Annotated in this window: 16 protein-coding genes; 10 read left to right on the forward strand and 6 right to left on the reverse strand. The window is 52.7% G+C overall.

The window, feature by feature from the left end:
• Positions 1-14: 14 nt before the first annotated feature.
• Positions 15-2093, reverse strand: coding sequence for a RecQ family ATP-dependent DNA helicase (locus N7326_RS05615; protein WP_259077913.1), 2079 nt, complete (start codon positions 2091-2093; stop codon positions 15-17).
• A gap of 131 nt (positions 2094-2224) precedes the next feature.
• Between N7326_RS05615 and gatB the strand changes: the two genes are divergently transcribed.
• Positions 2225-3733, forward strand: coding sequence for an Asp-tRNA(Asn)/Glu-tRNA(Gln) amidotransferase subunit GatB (gene gatB, locus N7326_RS05620; protein ID WP_259077911.1), 1509 nt, complete (start codon positions 2225-2227; stop codon positions 3731-3733).
• Positions 3734-3797: 64 nt separating this feature from the next.
• Here gatB and N7326_RS05625 read toward each other — a convergent pair whose 3' ends face one another.
• A complete protein-coding gene (locus tag N7326_RS05625; RefSeq protein WP_259077908.1) occupies positions 3798-4472 on the reverse strand; it encodes a LysE/ArgO family amino acid transporter in 675 nt (224 codons plus the stop codon).
• Positions 4473-4543: 71 nt separating this feature from the next.
• On the opposite strand from N7326_RS05625, the gene N7326_RS05630 reads away from it, so the two are divergent.
• From N7326_RS05630 to N7326_RS05640, 3 genes are read left to right on the forward strand one after another with little or no spacing between them, the layout of a single operon-like run.
• Complete coding sequence (locus tag N7326_RS05630) at positions 4544-5395, forward strand: LysR family transcriptional regulator ArgP (protein ID WP_259077907.1); 852 nt, start codon at positions 4544-4546, stop codon at positions 5393-5395.
• A complete protein-coding gene (locus N7326_RS05635; RefSeq protein ID WP_259077905.1) occupies positions 5392-6330 on the forward strand; it encodes an HNH endonuclease family protein in 939 nt (312 codons plus the stop codon). Before N7326_RS05630 ends, N7326_RS05635 begins: the two co-directional genes overlap by 4 nt.
• A gap of 55 nt (positions 6331-6385) precedes the next feature.
• Positions 6386-7357 (forward strand): DoxX family protein, encoded by a 972-nt coding sequence (locus N7326_RS05640; RefSeq protein ID WP_259077903.1) that lies wholly within the window; start codon positions 6386-6388, stop codon positions 7355-7357.
• On the opposite strand, the gene N7326_RS05645 is transcribed toward N7326_RS05640, so the two are convergent.
• From N7326_RS05645 to N7326_RS05660, 4 genes are read right to left on the reverse strand one after another with little or no spacing between them, the layout of a single operon-like run.
• Positions 7354-8589, reverse strand: a complete 1236-nt coding sequence (locus tag N7326_RS05645; protein ID WP_259077900.1) for a glycosyltransferase 87 family protein — start codon at positions 8587-8589, stop codon at positions 7354-7356. The two genes, N7326_RS05640 and N7326_RS05645, sit on opposite strands and share 4 nt — an antisense overlap.
• A 14-nt stretch (positions 8590-8603) precedes the next feature.
• On the reverse strand, positions 8604-10442 hold the full coding sequence (ilvD, locus tag N7326_RS05650) for a dihydroxy-acid dehydratase (protein ID WP_263088290.1): 1839 nt from the start codon (positions 10440-10442) through the stop codon (positions 8604-8606).
• A 12-nt stretch (positions 10443-10454) separates the two neighbouring features.
• Complete coding sequence (locus N7326_RS05655) at positions 10455-10964, reverse strand: PH domain-containing protein (protein ID WP_259289472.1); 510 nt, start codon at positions 10962-10964, stop codon at positions 10455-10457.
• 42 nt (positions 10965-11006) lie between these two features.
• Positions 11007-12407: a mechanosensitive ion channel domain-containing protein gene (locus tag N7326_RS05660; RefSeq protein WP_259077883.1), complete on the reverse strand. Its 1401-nt coding sequence runs from the start codon at positions 12405-12407 to the stop codon at positions 11007-11009.
• A 424-nt stretch (positions 12408-12831) separates the two neighbouring features.
• Here N7326_RS05660 and N7326_RS05665 point away from each other — a divergent pair, with 424 nt between their 5' ends.
• The 6 genes from N7326_RS05665 (at position 12832) to N7326_RS05690 (ending at position 21516) form a co-directional block, all read left to right on the forward strand.
• Complete coding sequence (locus N7326_RS05665; RefSeq protein WP_263088297.1) at positions 12832-14721, forward strand: acetolactate synthase large subunit; 1890 nt, start codon at positions 12832-12834, stop codon at positions 14719-14721.
• An 8-nt stretch (positions 14722-14729) separates the two neighbouring features.
• Positions 14730-15251 carry an acetolactate synthase small subunit gene (gene ilvN / locus N7326_RS05670; RefSeq protein WP_259077854.1) on the forward strand — a complete coding sequence of 174 codons (522 nt, stop codon included), beginning with the start codon at positions 14730-14732 and terminating at the stop codon, positions 15249-15251.
• Between the two features lie 85 nt (positions 15252-15336).
• Positions 15337-16350, forward strand: a complete 1014-nt coding sequence (gene ilvC, locus N7326_RS05675; protein ID WP_259077841.1) for a ketol-acid reductoisomerase — start codon at positions 15337-15339, stop codon at positions 16348-16350.
• Positions 16351-16939: 589 nt separating this feature from the next.
• Positions 16940-18097, forward strand: coding sequence for a cation diffusion facilitator family transporter (locus tag N7326_RS05680; protein WP_317630510.1), 1158 nt, complete (start codon positions 16940-16942; stop codon positions 18095-18097).
• A gap of 20 nt (positions 18098-18117) precedes the next feature.
• Entirely contained in the window at positions 18118-19911 is a 1794-nt protein-coding gene (locus tag N7326_RS05685) for a GmrSD restriction endonuclease domain-containing protein (RefSeq protein WP_259158358.1), read from the forward strand.
• 3 nt (positions 19912-19914) lie between these two features.
• Positions 19915-21516, forward strand: a complete 1602-nt coding sequence (locus tag N7326_RS05690; RefSeq protein ID WP_263088291.1) for a hypothetical protein — start codon at positions 19915-19917, stop codon at positions 21514-21516.
• The last annotated feature ends 78 nt before the right edge of the window (positions 21517-21594 follow it).

Below are 21594 nucleotides of genomic sequence, written 5' to 3' on the forward strand. Positions count from 1 at the left end.
GTCGCAGGCTTTTTCTAATAGTGGGTTGCAAGCACGAGACCGAGGACCTGGACACCGTAGTGCTCGTGCAGCTCCGAAGCCGCGACAGTGACACTCCACGACGTGTCCACAACATCACTGATGAGTAATACAGGACCGATGACCTCACCGAGAGAGTCGCAGTTCCATCTCTTGGTGAGTGCTCTCACGCGGTAGGTGGAATTATGTGCGTCGACGTCTCGGGCCCCCTCATGGAGCTTTAGTACACCGCTGAAATTTATATTGCCAATATCTGCTAGGCACTGCGCATACTGGTGGAGCAATGTTGTTATGTCTGGATGCGGATTTTCTAAGACGACCACACAGCGCGGGCGATATTCCCACTCCCAATCCTGTAAGACACTGACGGATAGGGCGAGGAGTGGGTCGTCCTGCCACCGGGCAGCGAAGGGCCACGCTTTGTCGTGGAGGATTTGACGTAATAGTGTTCCGTGCGTGAGGGAGGAGAGTCGATCGAGAGCTTTGATCCCTGCAATTCCTAAAATTGGTCCTTTCTGGGTTACACCAGCAGGCCACCTCTTTCGGACGCTTATATCGACGCCGCTCTGAGCGGCCGCTGCACGCAGGGCCTCGAGACTCGCTGTGTCGATATGTGGGTCGAGGTAGGTGTTGCGGCAATTGTCGCACCGACCGCACGGTTCCGTAGCGGTCATATCATCGAGTTGCTTGCGTAAATAAAGCTCGCGACACCACGACGTTTCGATATAGTCCAACATCGCCTGTGCCTCCTTTGCGCGTGTTTCTTTGAGAGCCTGGTTCTTGTGGAGGTCAAGAGTAAAGGGTTTGCTGGTTCTTATCCATCCGCTGCGGGTTTTCTCTACGAAGTGGTCAACGCTGAGGATTTTCAGGGTTTGCTCAATTCGCCCGCGGCTTAGGTTGACAGAATTCTCCAGGCGGGCCACGGTGAGAGGGGTATCTGCTTGGGAGAGGGCCTGCATAAGAGGCTCGACGGCGGAAGCATCGGGCAGGCTCGATTTGGCGAAGTATTCCCAAATTGCCTGATCCTCAGTTCCGGGTAGAAGAATAATACTGGCTTGATCGTTATTGCGGCCTGCTCGTCCAATGTGCTGATAGTAGCTAATAGGTGAGGAGGGCGCTCCGTAGTGTATGACAAAGCCGAGGTCAGGTTTGTCAAAGCCCATGCCCAAGGCGGATGTGGCAACGAGTACTTTCAGTTCGTTGTTGAGAAGTTGTTGCTCATAGAGTTCCCGCTCTGCAGCCTCAGTGCGCCCTGTATAGGTAGCCGCCTGATAACCCATGGAACGAAGATAGTGGCCGAGCTCTTCGGCTGCCGCAATAGTCAAGCAATAAACGATGCCGGAACCAGATAGATCTTGTATATGAGTAGCAATCCACGCCGCTCGTTGGGACGAATCGGGTAGGTGGAGCACATTGAGATATAGCGAACGCCGGGCGAGAGATCCACGCATGATCGTGGTTTCTTCCCCTAATTGAGCACTGATATCGCCGACTACTCTGTTATTTGCGGTAGCAGTAGTGGCAAGCACTGGGGTTGCCGGATTCAGAGTGGGAATCAGGTCCTTAATGCGGCGATAGTCAGGGCGGAAATCATGTCCCCAATCTGAAATACAGTGCGCCTCATCGATGACAAGAAGTGACAACTGTGTTGCCAGTCGAGGCAGGAGCTCTTCGCGGAAATTAAGATTATTCAGCCGCTCGGGGGACACGAGGAGAATATCGATGTCCCCATCCCTTAGACGGGAAGCGATCGTGCCCCATTCGTCGATATTTGCACTATTGAGAGTCACTGCCTGAATGCCAGCGCGCTGGGCCGCTTCGATCTGGTTGCGCATCAAAGCTAATAACGGGGAGATAATCACAGCGGGGCCACCCCCTGCATCGCGGAGGAGTTGAGCAGCTATGAAATAAACGGCTGATTTTCCCCATCCGGTCCGTTGGACCACCAAGAGCCGTTGATGGCCGTTGACAAGGGCATCTATCGCATCCCATTGGTCAGGGTGGAGATGATGGTCATCATCTCCGGTAATTCTTCTTAAAATATTAGTGGCTGATGCCTGGCTAACTATGCTCATATGGATGAGAGTATCGGGTGCACAGGACACACCACCCCCACGATGGTGATGCAACGGCGCACGGAGTCCCGATTATCTGGCTTCTCAGTGGGTATCGGTATCTCGGAGGAGACAGTATAGAATGGTGAATTATGACTACAGCCTTTGATGAACTGATGGATTACGACGAGGTCCTGGAAAAATTTGAGCCAGTGATGGGCATGGAAGTCCACGTTGAATTGGCAACTGAAACCAAAATGTTCTCCACATCCTCGGCTCATTTCGGTTCAGAACCCAATTCCAATGTTGATCCCGTTTCACTCGGTCTGCCTGGTGCGCTTCCCGTTGTAAATGCTCAGGGAGTCGAGTGGGCTATTAAGATCGGCCTCGCCCTCAACTGCTCCATCGCTGAATCTTCGCGCTTCGCTCGCAAGAATTATTTCTATCCTGATCAGCCCAAAAATTATCAGATCTCGCAGTACGACGAGCCAATTGCTTACGATGGCTATCTCGATGTGGTTCTCGATGACGGTACGCCGTGGCGGATTGACATTGAACGGGCACATATGGAGGAAGATACTGGCAAGTTGACTCATATCGGTGGGGCCGATGGCCGCATCCACGGAGCCACCTCGTCGTTGGTGGATTGCAACCGCGCAGGGATTCCACTTATAGAGATAGTGACAAAGCCCATCGTTGGTGCTGGTGAGAGAGCCCCAGAAGTAGCAAAAGCATATGTGTCTGCGCTTCGAGATTTGGTCAAGGCTCTGGGTGTATCTGATGCGCGAATGGATCAAGGATCTATGCGCGTTGATTCGAATCTCTCGCTCAATCGGATCGGAGCTGAGGAATTTGGCACCCGTACAGAGACAAAGAATATTAACTCTCTCAAATCCGTTGAGCAGGCTGTGCGCTTCGAGATGATGCGTCAAGCAGCAGTGATCGAGAACGGAGGTGAGATTATCCAAGAAACGCGCCACTATCAGGAAACCGACGGGTCGACGACCTCCGGCCGTATCAAGGAAACCGCCGAGGACTATCGGTATTTCAATGATCCCGACTTGCCGCCGGTTATTGCCCCCCGAGAATGGGTCGAGGAGATCCGCGCCACCCTGCCGGAGCTGCCGTGGGTGAGGAAGGCACGTATTCAGAAGGAGTGGAATCTCTCCGACGCTGAAATGCGCGATCTCGTGAACGCTGGTGCCATCGACGTCATCATCGCAACCGTAGAAGCCGGAACCACTGCTGACGAGGCTCGTTCTTGGTGGGTTTCTTATCTGGCGCAAAAAGCCAAGGAGCGCGGTGTGGAACTCGAGGACCTCGCTATCACCCCTCAGCAGGTTGCTGAGGTGGTGTCCATGGTTAAGCAGGGAACGCTTACCAATAAGTTGGCCCGCCAGGCAGTTGACGGGGTCGTCGCCGGGGAGGGCAGTGTGGCTGAAGTTATTAAGGCCCGAGGCTTGGAGGTAGTCCGCGATGATGGTGCGATCGAAAAGGCAGTAGATGAGGCCTTAGCAGCCAATCCAGATATCGTGGAGAAATATAGAGCCGGCAATAAGAAAGTTGTCGGAGCCATTGTTGGTCAAGTGATGAAGGCAACACGCGGCAAGGCCGATCCAGGTCACGTGAACCAGCTCATTGCGAAAAAGCTCAACTCTTAAAAAAGAGGGGGATCTAGCTCCGGCTAGATCCCTCTTGTTGGTTTCGGTTAGAGCACACGTTCAGTTAGTGCATGAGTAAGCGCACACACATGACGGCCATAATGCAGCCGATGGCAGCGTTAATAATACGCCAGGATGAGGGCTTGGCTAAGATATGGGAGAAGTAGCTGGACCCGAAGCCTATGAGAGGAAACCACACAACTGAGGCGATGAGGGCACCTGTAGCGAAATACCAGCGACCAGACGTTCCATACTGGTTTGCCATTCCGCCCAGCATGATGAGTGCATCGATATAGGCAGCTGGATTCAGCCATGTAAACGCAAGCGCCGCGAGAACGGGCTTCGTCCATGTCCGAGTGCGTTGCTGTGGTCGCACCTTAACCTGAACGCCCCCGGAACCGCTGGCACCGTCAACGGGAGCAGTAGGGGAGGATTGCTCTATGACCATAGATCCGCCTTTAGGTTTGAAAGCATCCCTAAAACAGCTCAGCCCAAACCAGGCGAGGTAGCTTGCGCCCGCATACTTCAAAATGGTGAGAATAATTGGAGCCCGCTCGATTATGGCGCCCACTCCTGCGGTGCCACCGAAGATGAGCAAGATATCACTGATGAGACAGACGGCCACAACAGCTCCAACAGCTTCGCGTTTGATGCCCTGTCGGATAATGAGTGCGTTCTGAGGACCAATGGCCACGATAATGGAGATTCCCAGGAGGAATCCAGCGATAACAATGCTCATACTCAATGAAATTAGATTGAGCGAATCCTTAAGTAAAATTACATACCTTAAACATAGTTTAGAATAGCTTCATGAACCCCACTCACCTGCACACATTGCTCAGCATTATCGACGAGGGTAGTTTCGAAGATGCCGCCGCAGCCCTAGGCATTAGCCCTTCAGCGGTTAGCCAACGCATCAAGAGTTTAGAGAAATTCGCCGGTCGGGTTCTCTTACGTCGTACGAGCCCGGTGACTGCCACCGCTGCTGGAGAAATTTTGGTGCAGTCCGCTCGCAAGATGGCGCTTCTGGAGGCGGAGACTCTCGCAGAATTAAAGGGAAGAATTGCGGGTATTCCGCTGAGCGTCGTCGTTAATGCGGATTCACTGTCCACCTGGTTTAAACCTGTGTTGGCTGAGGTGGCTCGGTGGGAGAATGCCACATTAAGGCTACTCATCGAAGACGAATCGCATTCGCTAAACTTGCTGCGTAGGGGGGATGTTTTGGGTGCAGTGACGCGAGAAAAGAATCCGGTCCCCGGATGTGAGTCTGTGGCATTGGGAACCATGCGCTATGTGCCCGTTGCCCATCCCCGCCTCGCGCACCGCTATACAATCCAAGGCGAACTAGATTGGGCTGCGATGCCAACGTTGCGTTTTGGTCCCCGGGACACCTTGCAAATTGATGACCTCAAAGGGCGCTCGCGCCACCGACGCATATCCCAGATCCCTTCTGCCGAAGCTTTTATCGAAGCTACGAGAGTGGGTCTGGGATGGTCAATGCTACCTATTCATGAGGCTAGCCCCCTTCTTGAGAGCGGAGAGATTATACTCCTCGATGAAAAGGTCCAGGCGGTACCCCTGTTTTGGCAGAGCTGGCGTCTGGAATCGACCTCGCTAGAGCGCCTGACCCAAGCGGTAGTTGGTGCAGCACAGACTCTATGAGCACATTTTCGGACGGTTGTGATACGGTACCGACCGTGAAAAATGCACGACCTTTTGGCCTTGATATGGCGCAGCTTATTAGTTTAGTAATTGGAATTATCACGACGGTATCGCTCATTGTGGGCGTTGTATTAGGAAGTAATTCGGGATCGAGCACTCAACCTCCAGCAGTGACTTCGGCTGTGACCCCGACAACTGAGGAAAACCCTGACACTGGTAGCTCTCCTCAGCAGGAGGAGGACCTCGACGCTGTACCTGGAGAATCAGCGGAAGACGAACAGCTCCCCGACGTGGCACCCGAAGGACCAGAGGGTGCAGGCGAGGTGCCTCCAGCGGTAACTGGCGACCAGCAATCTTTGGCTTGGCTTGCGGAGCTACCGACTCGCGTCTTCGATAAGAATGCACCCGCATACGATCGAGGCGCTTTTGGTAAGGCGTGGAGTGACGATGCTATGGACGTCGATTTGAGTGGCAATAGCTGCGATACTCGAAATGATATTCTTGCGCGCGACCTTAATGATGTGGTCTTTGTTCCCTCGAAGCGGAAGAATAAGGTCGAGACATGTAAGGTGAAAAGTGGCTGGTTCATCGATCCTTATACCGGGAAGCGCGTTGATTTCCAGCGAGGTCAGAAAACCAGTGCCCTCGTTCCCATCGATCATGTGGTTGCCCTCGGTGACGCGTGGTATGCCGGAGCTTATCGGTGGGATAATCAACGTCGTCTCGCTTTTGCTAATGATCCTATTAACCTCCTTGCCACCACGCAGTCTGAGAACTCCTCGAAGAGCGCACAGTCTGCGGCGAGCTGGATGCCACCTAACGAGGAATTTCACTGCGAGTATGCTCGTAAGCAGGTGCAGATCAAGCACACATATGATCTCGCGGTCACAACAGCGGAGCGCGGAGCCTTGGAAAAAGCTCTGCATCGCTGCTAGTTTTCCTGCGTGCCGTTGCCCTATTCGACGGCGTTCTCGCCTACATTGATAAAGTATGAGCGAGAATAATACACCCGATCGAGCCACCGAGCTCGACTCAGATATTCCAACCTTTGATCCTAATACGCCGCCCACCGCTGCTGAGCCTACAGATATTTATGCGCGCGCCGGACGGGCGGCCCCACAGGATATCCCCCCTCACAGCCCTAGCATTAACCCTAGCCCTGAACCAGTGCTAGGCGAGGTGCCTGATATGCACGCCGAGGATGCACTGGATCATCCCGTGCGCACTCCGGCGGCTGCCACCCAGCAGGCCGAAATTTTTGAAGTGAGTGATCGCCTCGCCTCTGATGCACCTATCAGTGCCTATGACGACGGTGCAATGGGTACAGATGCCACTCAGCACCTTGCCGCTGTGCAGCTTGCCCAACCTGCTCCTCTAACAGAACCAGCGCCAGCAGGTGTTCCTGCAGACTTTGTGGTTCGAGATGAGGTGATCGTGGAAAAGGAAGTTAAGCGTGGAACTCTTGACTTTGGACTGCTCCTTTTGCGTATCTTCTTTAGCCTCTACCTCATCAGTCACGCTCTCATCGTCTTTTTCCGCATCGGTTCGTCGGAGGGTATCAGTGAGCTATCCGCCGAATTTGCTGCCTATCCTTATGGCGATATTCTTAGCATCGCACTTCCTACGATTGAGCTTACTGCCGGCATATTCTTGCTCTTTGGACTCCTGAGCCCAGTAGCTGCGGCGCTGGCGATCATATCAACCTCCTTCATGGCCTTGCACACCATCAATATCCAAGACAGCCTCACCTTTAATACGGCTACTGAGACGCTGTGGTTTGGTGCATTTTTGAGCGCGATCGCTCTCGTTGTGCAATTCACAGGTCCTGGCCGTTACTCTTTCGACGCCGGTCGTTCGTGGTCGAAACGGCCTCTAGCTTCGAGCTGGGTCTTTGTGATAGTAGGCCTTGGTGCGGCCGCCGCGTTGTGGTGGTTCGGGGCGGCCACGAACCCTTTTAACTAAGTCCGAACTCCAGGCGCTGCAGGTGAGACTGCAGCGCCTTTTACGTTCGTCTTTAGCAGTGGGAGGATGAGGAAAAGAGTCCAAAAGAAATAATCATCCATCCACAGTTTAAGCAGTAAAATCTGCTCAAAGTCCTGATCACCTTGGGGATCACCGAGCCACCAATGAGGTGGAGTGGTCATCATAAAAAAGCTCATAGCTCCCAATAGAACCACCAATGTACGGGCACGCAAACGCAGTGCATAGTAGCCGAGAACCGCTATCCATATAGGCCACCACACCCAGTGATGTGACCAGGAAATAGGGGAGACTAGCAGCATGAGGGCTGTATTGACTAATGCTGCCTCGAAATCCAGGCCAGATCGCAGCAGTCGGAGCATAACTACGGCGAAAATGACGGTCACTAGTACCGCTAGGATCAGCCAGAGTACCTGAATGGTGTCACTGGCATTGTGGGCTGCCTCGGAACTTGGCCACAACCGTGTGAGGACACCCTTGATTGATTGGTTGGAGATATAGCCGATATTCACACCAATGCGTGAATTATCATTCATAACAAAGATGGCACGGCCAAAGAAATCAACAGTTTCCTTGGTATTATGAAGAGCACCAATGGCCGTGGCTCCCACAGCTCCTAAGATAAACATCCCAATGCCCTTGAGATCTTTGCGGAGCACCAGGTAGAGCACCATGACTGCTGGGGTGATTTTGATGGCAGCGGCGATTCCTATCAACCACCCTCGTGGTATCTTTCGCTTGCGCGGCACAATATCAAGAAAAACCAAGGCGAGAAGCCACATATTGATTTGCCCAAATTTGGCATTCTGCACAACAGGTTCCAGAAGCAGCCCGAATCCCCACCCTGTGGCTGTAAAAAGTAATGCGGCAGAGGGAGACGAGAAAAGATAGCGCCCTAAATACCATAGGCAGAGCGCTAGGAGAAGCCCCGATAGAGCAATCATCAAGTAGCCAGCGTGCTGCTCTGAGAGGAGGGCGAACGGACTAAGGAGAAGTGCTGCAAAGGGCGGGTAGATAAACGGCAAGGTAAGATCGTAGGCGGGAAATCCTGCCTGGTAGAGACTGGCTCCGTCCATGTAGGCTTGTGCTCCCTGACGATAAATGATCATATCTATATGCCCGTGAGGGTCTGCGATCTGAAGCACCATAATGAGTGCGGAGACCACACAAGCTACTACCGTGAGCAGCGGCCTGAAGCGCCGCAGCAAAGTCATTGAGATTCTTCTTCCTATACTTCGCGGACGGCACCCTTGTCAGCGGATGTAGCCATTTTTGCGTAGGCCCGCAATGCCTTCGATACTGTGCGTTGGCGGTTGACTGGCGTCCACGGTTTGTTGCGGACCCCTTGTGCCTGGCGACGTCTTTCGATCTCGTCGGCGTCGACGAGTAGATTGAGTTCGCGGTTTTTCACTGAGATGCTGATCATATCTCCGTTCTCTATGAGACCGATGAGCCCGCCGTGAGCGGCCTCAGGGGAGATATGGCCGATGGATAGACCAGAGGTCCCACCGGAGAAGCGTCCGTCTGTGATAAGAGCACACGCTTTGCCAAGACCTGCTCCTTTAAGAAAAGAGGTGGGGTGGAGCATCTCTTGCATGCCAGGGCCCCCGGCTGGGCCTTCATAGCGAATGACAACTACTTCTCCGGGCTGCACCTCTCGTTTGAGAATAATAGACACAGCTTCTTCCTGGGATTCGCACACCCGTGCCGGCCCGGAAAATTCCCATAATTCGGCGTCGACGCCGGCGGTTTTCAAAACCGAACCGTCAGGGGACAAGTTGCCACGCAAAATGACGAGTCCGCCGTTTTCGGAGTAAGCATGGTCGATGCTGTGGATGCAACCATCTTTTTGGTCGGTATCTAGGCTTTCCCACCGCGTCGATTGGCTAAACGGTTCTGTGGTGCGCATGCCGCCGGGGGCGGCGTGGAAGAGTTCTTCGGCCCGATCGAGGGCTTTGCCGCCGCGGATATCCCAATCGTTAAGCCAGCCGTCTAAGGTGTCATAAGCCACTGTGTGTACCTGCTCATGAAGGAGCCCGGCGCGTCGTAATTCACCCAAGATTGCTGGAATCCCTCCAGCGCGATGGACGTCTTCGATATGGTAGTGCCCATTAGGCGCAACTTTGGAAATACAAGGAATTTTATGGGAGAGTTCCGAAATATCGCTGAGATCGAAGTCCACCTCGCCTTCTTGAGCTGCCGCTAGAGTGTGCAGGATCGTATTGGTGGACCCGCCCATGGCCATATCGAGAGCTAAGGCATTGCTAAAGGCCTCTTTAGTCGCGATCGAGCGTGGCAGCACTGATTCATCTTCCTCGCCGTAGTAACGCTGACACAGATCGACGATCATATGGCCGGCTTGTTCAAAAAGCTGCTTCCGAGCGGTATGGGTGGCCAAGGTGGTGCCATTACCGGGCAGGGATAGTCCCAATGCCTCGGTGAGACAATTCATGGAATTCGCGGTGAACATTCCTGAACAGGAACCACAGGTGGGACAGGCGAGGTCTTCGATTGTGCGCAATTCAGCATCGGAGATTGCCTCATTGGCAGAGGCCGTGATTGCTGTGATGAGATCAGTGGGGGCGTGAGCGACCCCGTCAATGGACACAACTTTTCCGGCTTCCATGGGGCCACCAGAGACGAAGACCGCTGGAATATTCAAACGGAGGGCGGCGTTGAGCATGCCGGGGGTAATTTTATCGCAGTTGGAGATGCACACCATCGCATCGGCGGTATGGGCATTGCACATATATTCCACAGAATCAGCAATAATCTCGCGAGAAGGTAGGGAGTAGAGCATGCCCCCGTGACCCATCGCGATACCGTCATCGACGGCAATGGTATTAAATTCTTTGGGGACACCTCCCGCCTTGCGGACAGCCTCAGCGACGATATCGCCCACATTTTTCAGATGCACGTGCCCTGGAACAAATTGGGTATAGGAATTGACGATGGCCACAATTGGTTTGCCAAAATCTTGTTCCTTGGTGCCGGTAGCTCGCCATAGGGCGCGTGCCCCAGATGCGTTGCGGCCAACCGTGGTTACGCGAGAGCGCAGAGGAATCATACTAGTCAATCCTTAATCGTTGTCAGCGGTATCACTATGAATACGGGCATCGTACTCATCCTTAGAAATGAGGACTTGGTGGCCGTCTTTATTTATGATGACAACCTGGTCATCGGCCGCCTGGTGAGCCTTAGTGATAACATCGGGAATCCGGCCAAAAGAGGCTTTTTCTAGTTCGGGCAAGGAATTGAAGCTGATACCAGGAAGCCTCATCTTCTTATTGTGCGAACCAAATGCCAGTGCGCGCGAGCCCTGAAAACCGAGCCCGGTGAATTCTGCCCATGGCATTGTGGCTGGGCGTTTGAATGCATAGTAGGCGGTAATCCCGTCGGTGGTAATAACGGTGCGCGACCTCAGCACATAATAAATCATGACCAGCGGTAGGAATGGCACCCAGAAGAGATATGTAAAAGCAGCGCCTGAGATGAGCAGCGCTAGGGCTGCCATGAAGATCGCTGCGAGCAGATGGGCGCGATCGACACGAAAGATTGTCTCGGGGTTGTCGGGGTTGTGGTCGCTCATACTCATTGATGATATTGGATTCTCAAGATCACGGTTAATTCTTTAAGTAGTTTCAGGCTCCACTGAGCTATCTAAGGGGGTGGTGGATTCAGGTTCGACTGTCACTTCAGTTTCGGGGTTCGCTGTGGGCTGGATGGAAACCGGCTCCTCCGTGAGTTCCGCTACGTGGGTATCGTCGTGGGTATCTTGAGGAACAATAGTCACCTCTGGTTCAGTTTCACTTGGAATGGCGGGCTGGATCTGACTCTGCGGTAACAGCGTTGGAGTTTCTGCAGTGGGCTCGGGTTCGAGAGTGAAGGCCTTAATAGCTAGCAGAATGATCCCCGCTAGCAACATCAAAGCAGTGGACAGACGTACCCTTCCGCCGAAGGTAAAAATATGCTGCGAGGAGTGTGCGGTCGGCTCTGCGTCGTCCTCTTGCGCAGGATCGGTAACAGCGGGATCGTTATCGGTGAGGAATCCACGCTCAGTTAGCCGTTCCGCACTGCTGGGATGCATAGTTCCTTCTTGGGGGGTGTACTCAACGGTGGTAGCTTGCGTCGCGAGTGAATGAGGAGTCTGGGTATCTTCGAGTTCTGAAACGATGCGTCCATCAATCGTTGCAGCGGATCCGTATTCGTGCCAAAACTCTTCGATAATTTTGACTCGCACTGCGCGTTCTACCATCCATTGAGAACCCGGCTTGACCTGAGTAAGGAAGCGCATTTGCATGGTCCACGGCATGCCAACGCTCGCAGGCGGATTGATCGCCAATGCGGGATGTACGGCAAGGGGGCCCAAAACCACCTCACGTATATTAGGCTCATCGAGGGCGCGCTGTGTAGCGCTAGTAGCGCGTTCGACGGCTTCGTCCACCGAATGGGATCCGAGAAGGGGAACGGGCATGGAAACTACGGCAGAAGACCAGTGATTGGAACAATTGATGCTCACCCCGGCTTTGGAATTCGGGATGATAACCGTCTCTTCTGCGAGGGTTCGAATACGAGTCGATCGCATTGTAATTTGAATGACGGTGCCCTCGATAGCGTCGGCAGATCCCCCTTTAAAGATCACCCAATCGCCAACCCCGTACTGCTTCTCCGAGAGAATGAAAAAGCCCGCGAGAAAATCTGCGATGATGGATTGCGCACCCAGGCCGATAGCGGCTGAGGCCGCCGTTGCAGGAATAGCTGCGGAAGCGAGAGAAAATCCAAGTTGTTGCAATATTGCAACAAAGATGAGGAAATAGGCCAAGATTTGAGCGGCATAAACAAATACTCCCGCGAAGGCGAGTTGGGTTTTCTGCTCATCCGCTTGTTCATCCACGACCTTATTACGAATGATATACATGGCGAGGCGTCCAGCGCGGGGCACCAGGAGCGCTAACAAGATAAGCAGGGCTAGAGGAATGCCAGGATCGAGAAACCAGTTCCATAGAGACTGGGCAATATAACTGATATGCATAATTCTTTCTAGGTTATCGTCTTCCCTGTGGTCTCGCGAATAGTGCGGATCGAGCGCCTCACTGCTTGGTCATGACTGCTGATAGCTTAACTTGGGGTGCTCCAGAATTTTTTGGGCGAATAAGCCTCTACCTGCACCGATTGGTTTTTGGGAGAGCTCTGGATGGGGTAGTGGCGAGGGGTAAAAAGCGATATTTTCGACAATTCCCTTAGTTGAATTGTATGATTGGTGACTATGAACATTATTCGACTTGTACTAGTAGTGAACGGCGCGGCGCTTGATGTCGCGGCTTGCTAAAGTTCAAGTCGAAACCAAAGCGCCCCCGAAACCTACGCACCACAAGTGCTAGGAATACGGGGGCTTTAGTGTTTTAGGTGGCAGACCGCCATTGGCTTCATTCTTTGCGATTATCACACCATGGATAATGGGCAGGAGTGAAGGAATATCTTTATTTCTAGACCCCAACAAGGAGTTAGAAGTCGTGACAACTCCCTCACGTCCGAGCCCCGCCACGGTTGCTTCGCGTGCTAAAGCTGCACAACCAGAACGAATGACCGGCGCCGACGCGGTCGTTCGGACTCTGGAAATGTTGGGCACCGATATTGTCTTCGGTCTGCCCGGCGGGGCCGTTTTGCCACTCTACGACGCGCTCTATAAATCAACGAAATTGCGGCATATTTTAGTTCGTCATGAGCAAGGTGCTGGCCACGCGGCGACAGGCTACGCACAAGTATCCGGAAAAGTGGGCGTCTGCATTGCCACGTCCGGACCAGGTGCAACCAATCTCGTCACCCCAATAGCAGATGCCTATCTCGACTCTGTTCCGCTCGTCGCCATTACAGGCCAAGTGGCCCGCCCCATGTTAGGAACAGATGCCTTCCAGGAAGCCGATATTCGATCGATTACGATACCGGTGACCAAACATAGTTTTATGATTACTTCTCCGGACGAAATTCCGCGGGCTATCGCCGAGGCCTTTCATGTAGCGAATACGGGCCGCCCCGGACCAGTGCTCGTAGATATTCCCAAAGATATCCAAGCGATGGAAATGGAATTCCACTGGCCACCGCGTCTGGAACTTGTTGGGTATCACCCCGTGACCAAACCTCATTCGCGTCCCATCGAACAAGCAGTGAGGCTCATCGCAGAATCTACCCGCCCGGCCCTCTATATTGGGGGCGGCGTCGTGAAGGCTGATGCCGCCCGCGAGCTGAAAATCTTTGCCGAAAAAACTGGAATTCCAGTCGTGACTACTTTGATGGCGCTCGGCGTATTTCCCGATTCACATCCTTTGCATATGGGTATGCCAGGCATGCATGGAACAGTTCCCGCTGTGGGGGCGCTTCAAGAGAGCGACTTGCTGATCGCTATCGGCACCCGCTTCGATGACCGCGTAACCGGTGATACTGCATCTTTTGCCCCGGAGGCTAAGGTGATCCACGCTGATATAGACCCAGCCGAAATTGGCAAGATCAGAATGGCCGATATCCCCATAGTTGGGGATGCCCGCGAGGTACTTGTGGCGCTGGCGGAAGAGTTTGATAGAACTTTGCCCCAAGGGATTGATATTTCTGCGTGGACGTATCATCTCAGCGATCTTAAAGAGAGGTTCCCGCGTGGCTACGAGCACAGCGCCGATGGAGTTTTGGAACCTCAATTCGTGATTGAGTCCCTCTCATCGATAGTTGGACCTGAGGCAATCTACTGTGCCGGAGTAGGTCAACACCAAATGTGGTCAGCGCAGTTTATCGACTTCGAAAGACCTCGTCACTGGCTTAATTCCGGGGGGCTAGGAACCATGGGTTATGCGATTCCGGCGGCCGTAGGCGCTAAAGCTGCAGCACCCGACCGTGAAGTATGGGCGGTTGACGGCGATGGATGTTTCCAGATGACCAACCAGGAACTCACTACGGCCTCAGCTAATGGCTTCCCCATTAAGGTAGCCCTCATCAATAACGGCAACTTAGGCATGGTGCGCCAGTGGCAGACACTGTTCTACGACGGACACTACTCTCATACCCAACTGCGCAAGGGTAATCATTTTCTACCTGATTTTGTAGGACTGGCTGAGGCTCAGGGCTGCGCTGCTTTTAGAGCCACCACCGAGGCGGAGGCACTTGAGGCGATTCACAAAGCGCGCGAGATCAATGACCGACCGGTGGTTATAGATTTTATCGTCGGAGAGGATGCGCAGGTGTGGCCCATGGTCGCTGCGGGGCACTCGAATTCCGAAATTCAATACGCGCGTGATCTACGTCCGCTTTTCGACGAAGCTTCGCCCACCGACGTCGACGATATGACGAAAAAGATCTGAGGGATAGCGTGAATAATCAACCTAAAAATTCCCGCCATATACTGTCCGCTTTGGTAGAGGACGTTGATGGGCTGGTGACCCGAGTGTCCGCAATGTTCTCACGTCGCGGCTTCAATTTGCGTTCCTTCGTCTCGGGCACCACCGAAACGCCACAGCTCACACGAATTACCATCGTCTTCGATGCGGATGAAAATGCTATTGAGCAGATCACCAAACAGCTCAACAAGATCGTGCCAGTTCGCAAAGTGGTTCGCATGGATCCAGAATCGACAGTGGCCCGTGCTCTAATGCTGGTTAAGGTCTCGGCAGATGCCTCAAATCGCCCACAGGTAGTCGATGCAGCCAATATTTTCAGGGCTCGGATTATCGACGTGGCTCCCGAATCTGTGGTTATCGAGGCCACAGGTACCGAGGATAAGTTGGCGGCTTTTCTGGAGATCCTAAGGCCCTTCGGAGTTCGAGAATTAATATCCTCAGGGCCGATCGCTTTGACCCGTGGTCCGAAGACGATGGCTCCAAAGATCAATTAAGCAGTATCCTATAATTAGTTTCACAGAGTCCCCACTAGGAAACTCTCGTGTGACTCATATTCTTTAACAGAAAGGTCCTTTTTTCATGGCAATTGAGCTGCTCTATGATGCAGATGCTGATCTCTCCCTCATCCAATCCCGCAAGGTAGCGGTTTTGGGCTACGGCTCCCAAGGGCATGCCCATGCGATGAATTTGCGTGACTCAGGAGTCGAGGTCGTTATCGGTTTGCGCGAAGGCTCCCCATCACGTCAAAAGGCTGAAGAAGCCGGTTTCGACGTTAAAACAAATTCCGAGGCCGCCGAATGGGCAGATGTCATCATGGTCTTGGTTCCCGATACCACCCAGGCCAAAGTCTACGAGGAAGACCTTGCACCACATTTAAAAGACGGCGATACAATCCTTTTTGCCCACGGCCTCAATATTCACTTCAAACTGATCGAGCCTGCGCAGAATATAACCGTAGGAATGATCGCCCCTAAGGGCCCTGGACATCTCGTCCGTCGTGAATTTGTCGACGGTAAAGGGGTGCCGTGCTTGATTGCCGTAGGCCAAGACCCTCACGGTCACGGCAAGGAGCTATGCCTGTCTTATGCTGCAGCCATCGGTGGCGCTCGCGCCGGGGTTATCCCCACTACTTTTGAGGCCGAGACTGTTACTGATCTGTTTGGTGAGCAGGTTGTGCTGTGTGGTGGCCTCGAAGAGCTGATTAAAAATGGTTTCGATGTCCTCGTTGAAGCTGGCTACGAGCCGGAGATGGCTTATTTCGAATGCTTGCATGAGATGAAATTGATCGTTGACCTCATCTATGAGGGCGGTCTGGCTAATATGAATTACTCGATTTCCGATACCGCTGAGCTCGGCGGCTACCTGTCTGGTCCTCGTGTCATTGATGGGGATACGAAGACACGCATGCGCGAAATTCTGCAGGATATCCAGAACGGTTCCTTCACAGAGCAGCTCCTAGCCAATATCAAAGACGGCAATCGGCGGCTTGAACAGTTGCGCGCTGAGACTTCTGCACACCAGATCGAAGAGACTGGCGAGAAACTGCGCGATCTTATGAGCTGGGTTAAAAATCCTCTCGATGCCACTGCCTAGAGTTTAGGTAGCTGCTGACCCTCAAACCCCTCGGGTATTCCGAGGGGTTTTGCTCTGCCAAGCTTACTATTCGACATTGGGTACAAGCCTGGTGAGGTTCGGGATATGTGTTGAGAGTAGGAGAGCTGGGCTTCGATAGAGCTACTCTTAGAGCTACCTCTTAAGTTCTACTTTGCCGACCAATTCCCATCATCTGGTTGTAACTTGTGTTCTTGCGTGCTCTGTAGCGTGTGGGCTGGACTTTCGGGTACACCCACCTTAAAAGCTCGCTTTGTCGCATCCGAGTGCTCAATGTGGGCACATTAGAGCTAATGAGAAGAAGTATTGGATCTGTGAGAATTTGCTTAACGTGCGGGGGCGTCGAACCGTCTTCGTGGAGGTCTAGCCGCGTAAATTGTGTCAGCGATAAGTATCTTTGAAATAAGTAACCGGAAACGACCGGTAAGCGATGGCAACGAGCCGGGTATGTCGACGGTCGCCCCATTTTTTTGCTCTCTTTTTCTTAAGAAAAACCCCAAAAAGACCGACTGATATGAATATCTATTTTCATTATATTGAAGTTAATGAAAGTACAGGTTAGGGTAGCATTATGAGCAGGAAACGACGTCATTTAAACCACGGACACAGCCGTCGCCCGGGAGAAACTCGCTCGCGAGGCGCGCGTCGCTATAGTATCCGCGCACGTGACGCTTCCGAGTCCCAGACCGCTCCGACTCCTCGCACGCACGATCAGGAGCACAGTGTGCCCCAGCAGTCCAAGGTGCTTGTAGGTCGTGGCCATGCCCGCGATGATGATCATGACCACAACCATGACCACAGTAATGGCCATGATCACAACCATAACCATAACCACAACCACGATCATGATCATCATAGCCACGCACCGGAGGGTCTAAAAGCACTCCTAACAGTTCTTATTTTCACCGCGACAATTTTTTTTGCCGAACTCATTGGTGGATATATATCTGGCTCGCTCGCCCTCGTCTCTGACGCGATGCATATGCTCTCGGATTCAACAGGACTTCTAGTAGCCGCGTTAGCCATCATTTTCGCCCGCAAGACTGCAAGCGATACCGCAACATACGGCTACCGCCGACTAGAGGTGGTAGCCGCCTTAGCGAACGCGCTGAGCGTTTCGATTATCTCGTTGTGGATCGTAGTGGAAGCGATCATGCGTTTTTTCGCCCAGGAAGAGATCAACGCCCCACTAATGCTCGGAGTAGGCATCATAGGTTTGGTGGCAAATATTTTCGGGGCACTTGTGTTGCACGGACACAGTCACTCCAGCATGAATATGCGCGGTGCTTATTTACACGTTCTCGTCGATCTCTTCGGATCAATTGCCGTAATCATCGCAGCCCTCGCCATGATCTTCTACCAAATTATATGGGCTGATACGGTAGCTTCGCTCATCATCGCAGCCCTCATTCTCCCGCGGAGCATGAAGCTGGCATGGGAATCGCTAAGGGTGATTACGGAACAGGTGCCACTAGGGGTAGACATGGCCGAGATTAAGCTAGCGCTTACCCATATCGATGATGTGCTAACAGTACATGATCTACACGTCTGGTCACTTGACGGCAATGAACTAATCGCCACCTGCCACCTCGTAGTCGATCGCGATATGTCCATTGGGTCGTGTACCGTCTTGGATAAAGTTCAAGATCGCTTGCTCGATTTTGGTATCGAGCACTCAACAGTGCAGCTCGAAGGCCCCGGGCACCAAAGGCACGAGACGACGTGCTGATCATCGGCTAAGCTAAAATTATGGCTTATAGCACCCCAAGTTATGATCTTCTCGATCTCTTCGCTCGTGTAGATCGCGGCGATATCCAACTGCCAGATTTCCAGCGCGAATACCGGTGGGATGTCGACCAAATCCGCACTCTAATCATTTCAGTCCTACGGGGCGACCCCATCGGCGCATTCATGGCGCTCGACACGCGCAACGAGGTACTCCGTTTCCGTCCGCGCCCCCTCGCCGGCGCCCCAGATCATGGCCTGGGTCCAGGTATGCTGCTCCTTGATGGACAACAACGCCTGACTACCTTGTATCATTGCCTCCGTGGTGGTGGAATCGTCGAAAGCGTCGACTTTCGTCATAAGCGGGTGCGTCGGCGGTTTTACGTTAATGTTGAGCGCGCTACAGCAGAAGAAATCATTCCAGATGATGCTGTCATCGCAGTTGATGAACAAGGTGTTGTGTGTTCGCATTTCGGCCCTTCTGCACAACTTCCAGACTCCGATACTGCATCTACCTATGGCTATATTCCAGTGGCAGATTTACTCTTTGAAAAAGGTACAGATCTACTCTTCGATATAGCTGTTGCTTCCTCCCATGACGTGGCAAAGAAATTTTATACCCGGGTTATCAAGCCACTAGTGCGCTACCAAATCCCCATTATCAGGTTGGATCGTGATACTGCCCAGGCTGGAATCGGATCGATTTTTGCCCATGCTAATAGCGTGGGTCAGCAAATGGACGTATTCGAGCTCATCACTGCAATCTTTGCTGCCCAGGACCAGAATTTTCACCTAGCCGATGATTGGCGCAAAACCCAGCGGGTCCTTAATGCCCACCCAGCTTTAGCAGAAATTGGGCGCACCGAATTCCTCACTGCTGTTGCCCTCTATTGCACCTACAACAAGGGCAAAGCCTCAGGCTTCAGGCAGTCAATTCTGCAGCTCACGCTCGAGGAGTACAAAGAGGCCGCAGAAAAACTGCGATCTGCATTTGAACACGTCGGTGACTTCCTCACTGAACGCTGTATTCATTCCATTGACCAAGTGCCCTATAGTGCCCAATTGGTACCCCTAGCCGCGATCAGAGCCCTTCTCGATGACAGTGTCTTGGACAACCAAGCAGCACTTGACCGCCTGAATCGCTGGTTCTGGTGCGGGGTATTTGGCGAACTCTACGGCTCCCCAGCTGTCATGGTGCGAACAAGCCAAGATGTCGATGAAGTAACCAAGTGGATTCTTGATTACAACAATTCCAGGGGCGTACCAGAGCCAAAAACCATTGCTCAAGCCCGCTTTGTGGAATCACGACTGCATTCTGCTACCCCACATTCTGGGCTCTATAAAGGCATCTATGCTTTAATCATGGGGCGCGGTGCTATAGATTGGCGCAGCAATTCTAGGTTCGACGGGGAAAATTTCCACGCCCTCAGCACACATTTCCGCAAGATTTTCCCGACCGAGTGGTGCGCGGAAAACGGCATCGAAGAATTTCTATCAGATTCGGTTCTCAACCGGACCCCAATGTCGCGGCGCACATATGTGATGCTGGAGCAGAACTCGCCTGCGCGCTACCTGCACCGAATTCAGCTGAAAAGTCTGCTTGACGATGCGGAGTTCGATGCCGTATTGAATTCCCATCTCATTGATTCTCACTTACTCTTTAGTGCCAATGCCCGAGAATTCTTTCATGATCGACGCCATAAGATTCTGAAGATGATCGAGTCAGCCATGGGAGTCACAGCCATCTTAGATGTTGATGAAGATAACCTTCACGCTGGAGAAGAGGGCCCAGGTGCCTTCGTGGATGCCCGCAAGTAATTCATGCGTTATTGGAAAATACTGTCAAGCGTCCTGCTAGCGTCGTTGGTGCTCGGCGCGTGTACCACTGATCCGGCTCGCCAGATTTCAGCGATTCCAACTACTCAAGTTGCCGATCATCTAGAGCAATCGCGAACCAGGAATCTAGGGCACCATGTCAATCCTATATTCGATCGGGAACCAGTTGTATTAAGCGACACTGGTTCGGGGATTGCGGCGGTAAGACACTTCTTCGAGGCTGCGGAAACTCTGGTGATTTCAGACCCAGATATTGCCCACCAGTTGCGTGCAGCCAGCATCGCAGTGGTTGCTCATGCTCCGATGCTGACCATGACTGACGACGACCGCGACGATATTATCGCCGAAATCGATCGCCTGGGCGTCAAAACTATCTTACTCGTCGGAGATGTGCCTTTGGCCTCGCTCAGTGGGGATGTAGCAATCATCAAAGATACGTTAACTCCGGTAGCTCTAGGGGACCTCACCGCACTGCAATTCCAGCGCAAAGCGATAACGTATCAAAAATCTGTGATCCGCAGTGTGGCTAAGCTCCCAGGAGATGAGGCCGTTGAATTGGTGCCTGCATGGGATGAAGAATTTGCTGACATGAGCCCGCAAGAGCGTTTTGGCCGTCCAGACGGTGGCCAAAAATTGCGCCCTTTCCCGCTGAATTCTAAACGCGACGCAGATACTGCCCCCATTGTAATTGCATCCGCAGATTCAAGTATTGCAGCAGTTGCCAGCACGCGAGCTTTCGGTGCAAAAATACGTGTTCTGGCATTTCCTGATCCCCGCTTTAGCGTGGAAAGTATGCGCAAGGTAGCAGGATTATCCAATCATCCATTAGTGGCCCTGGGTGAACAGTTTGGTAGTGCCGCAGAACTTGCAGATCGCATCGAGGCAGGTGAGCAGCTGACACAATATCAGCCAGGTCCGGGTCGACGCGGCCTCGTCTTCCCGCAGCGCTCGATTGCGGCGGTAGAGATGCCTGCGACTAAGAGGGTGGACCATAGCGGCATCTTCACCGAAAGATTGGCCCAAGCGCGGGCTGATAGCGCGGAGATGGGTAAACTTTATGATCACGTTATTAGCCCAGCAGTTTTCTTTGATATGGACAATACGAATCTATCGGAGTTGGATGGATGGCTGGAGCAGCTCAAGGATGCCGATGCATACGGAATCATCAAGGTCCGCAGTTTTAAAGAATTGCAACGCTTCAAAGCGGAAGTTATTGCGCCTCATGTGGGGGTTTATTTCCACACCGATTCGGCTCGAGATACCGAGGATCACACGGCGGACAATCGTGAGGTGGAAAAAGCCAGCGAGTGGCTTTCTTTAGTCGTGAGGGCGCAGGATCTGCCACAAAAAATATTTATTACTGATTTTCCTCTCACTACGCGTTACGATGAGCTGTCCTATGTCCACTTGATTGTGGGAAAAGAGAAATACCTAAAGGAAGCGGCGGAATTACCGCCGTATTACCATCCAGCTCTAGAGCTACTTCCCGATAGTCCGCTTGCGGTAGCTGATATTGACCAGGTGCAACCTCGGTTGAAGATGTTAAAACGTAGTCAAAAGAGCCAAGAATTTCCTGCTCTTCGCTAAGGTGTGGGATACACTACACATAGTCAATATCAGTATTGACCGTCACTAAGAGCCTATGGGTGATATTTCATCCGGCCA

The sequence above is a fragment of the Corynebacterium sp. ES2794-CONJ1 genome (assembly GCF_025660615.1).
Lineage (GTDB): Bacteria > Actinomycetota > Actinomycetes > Mycobacteriales > Mycobacteriaceae > Corynebacterium.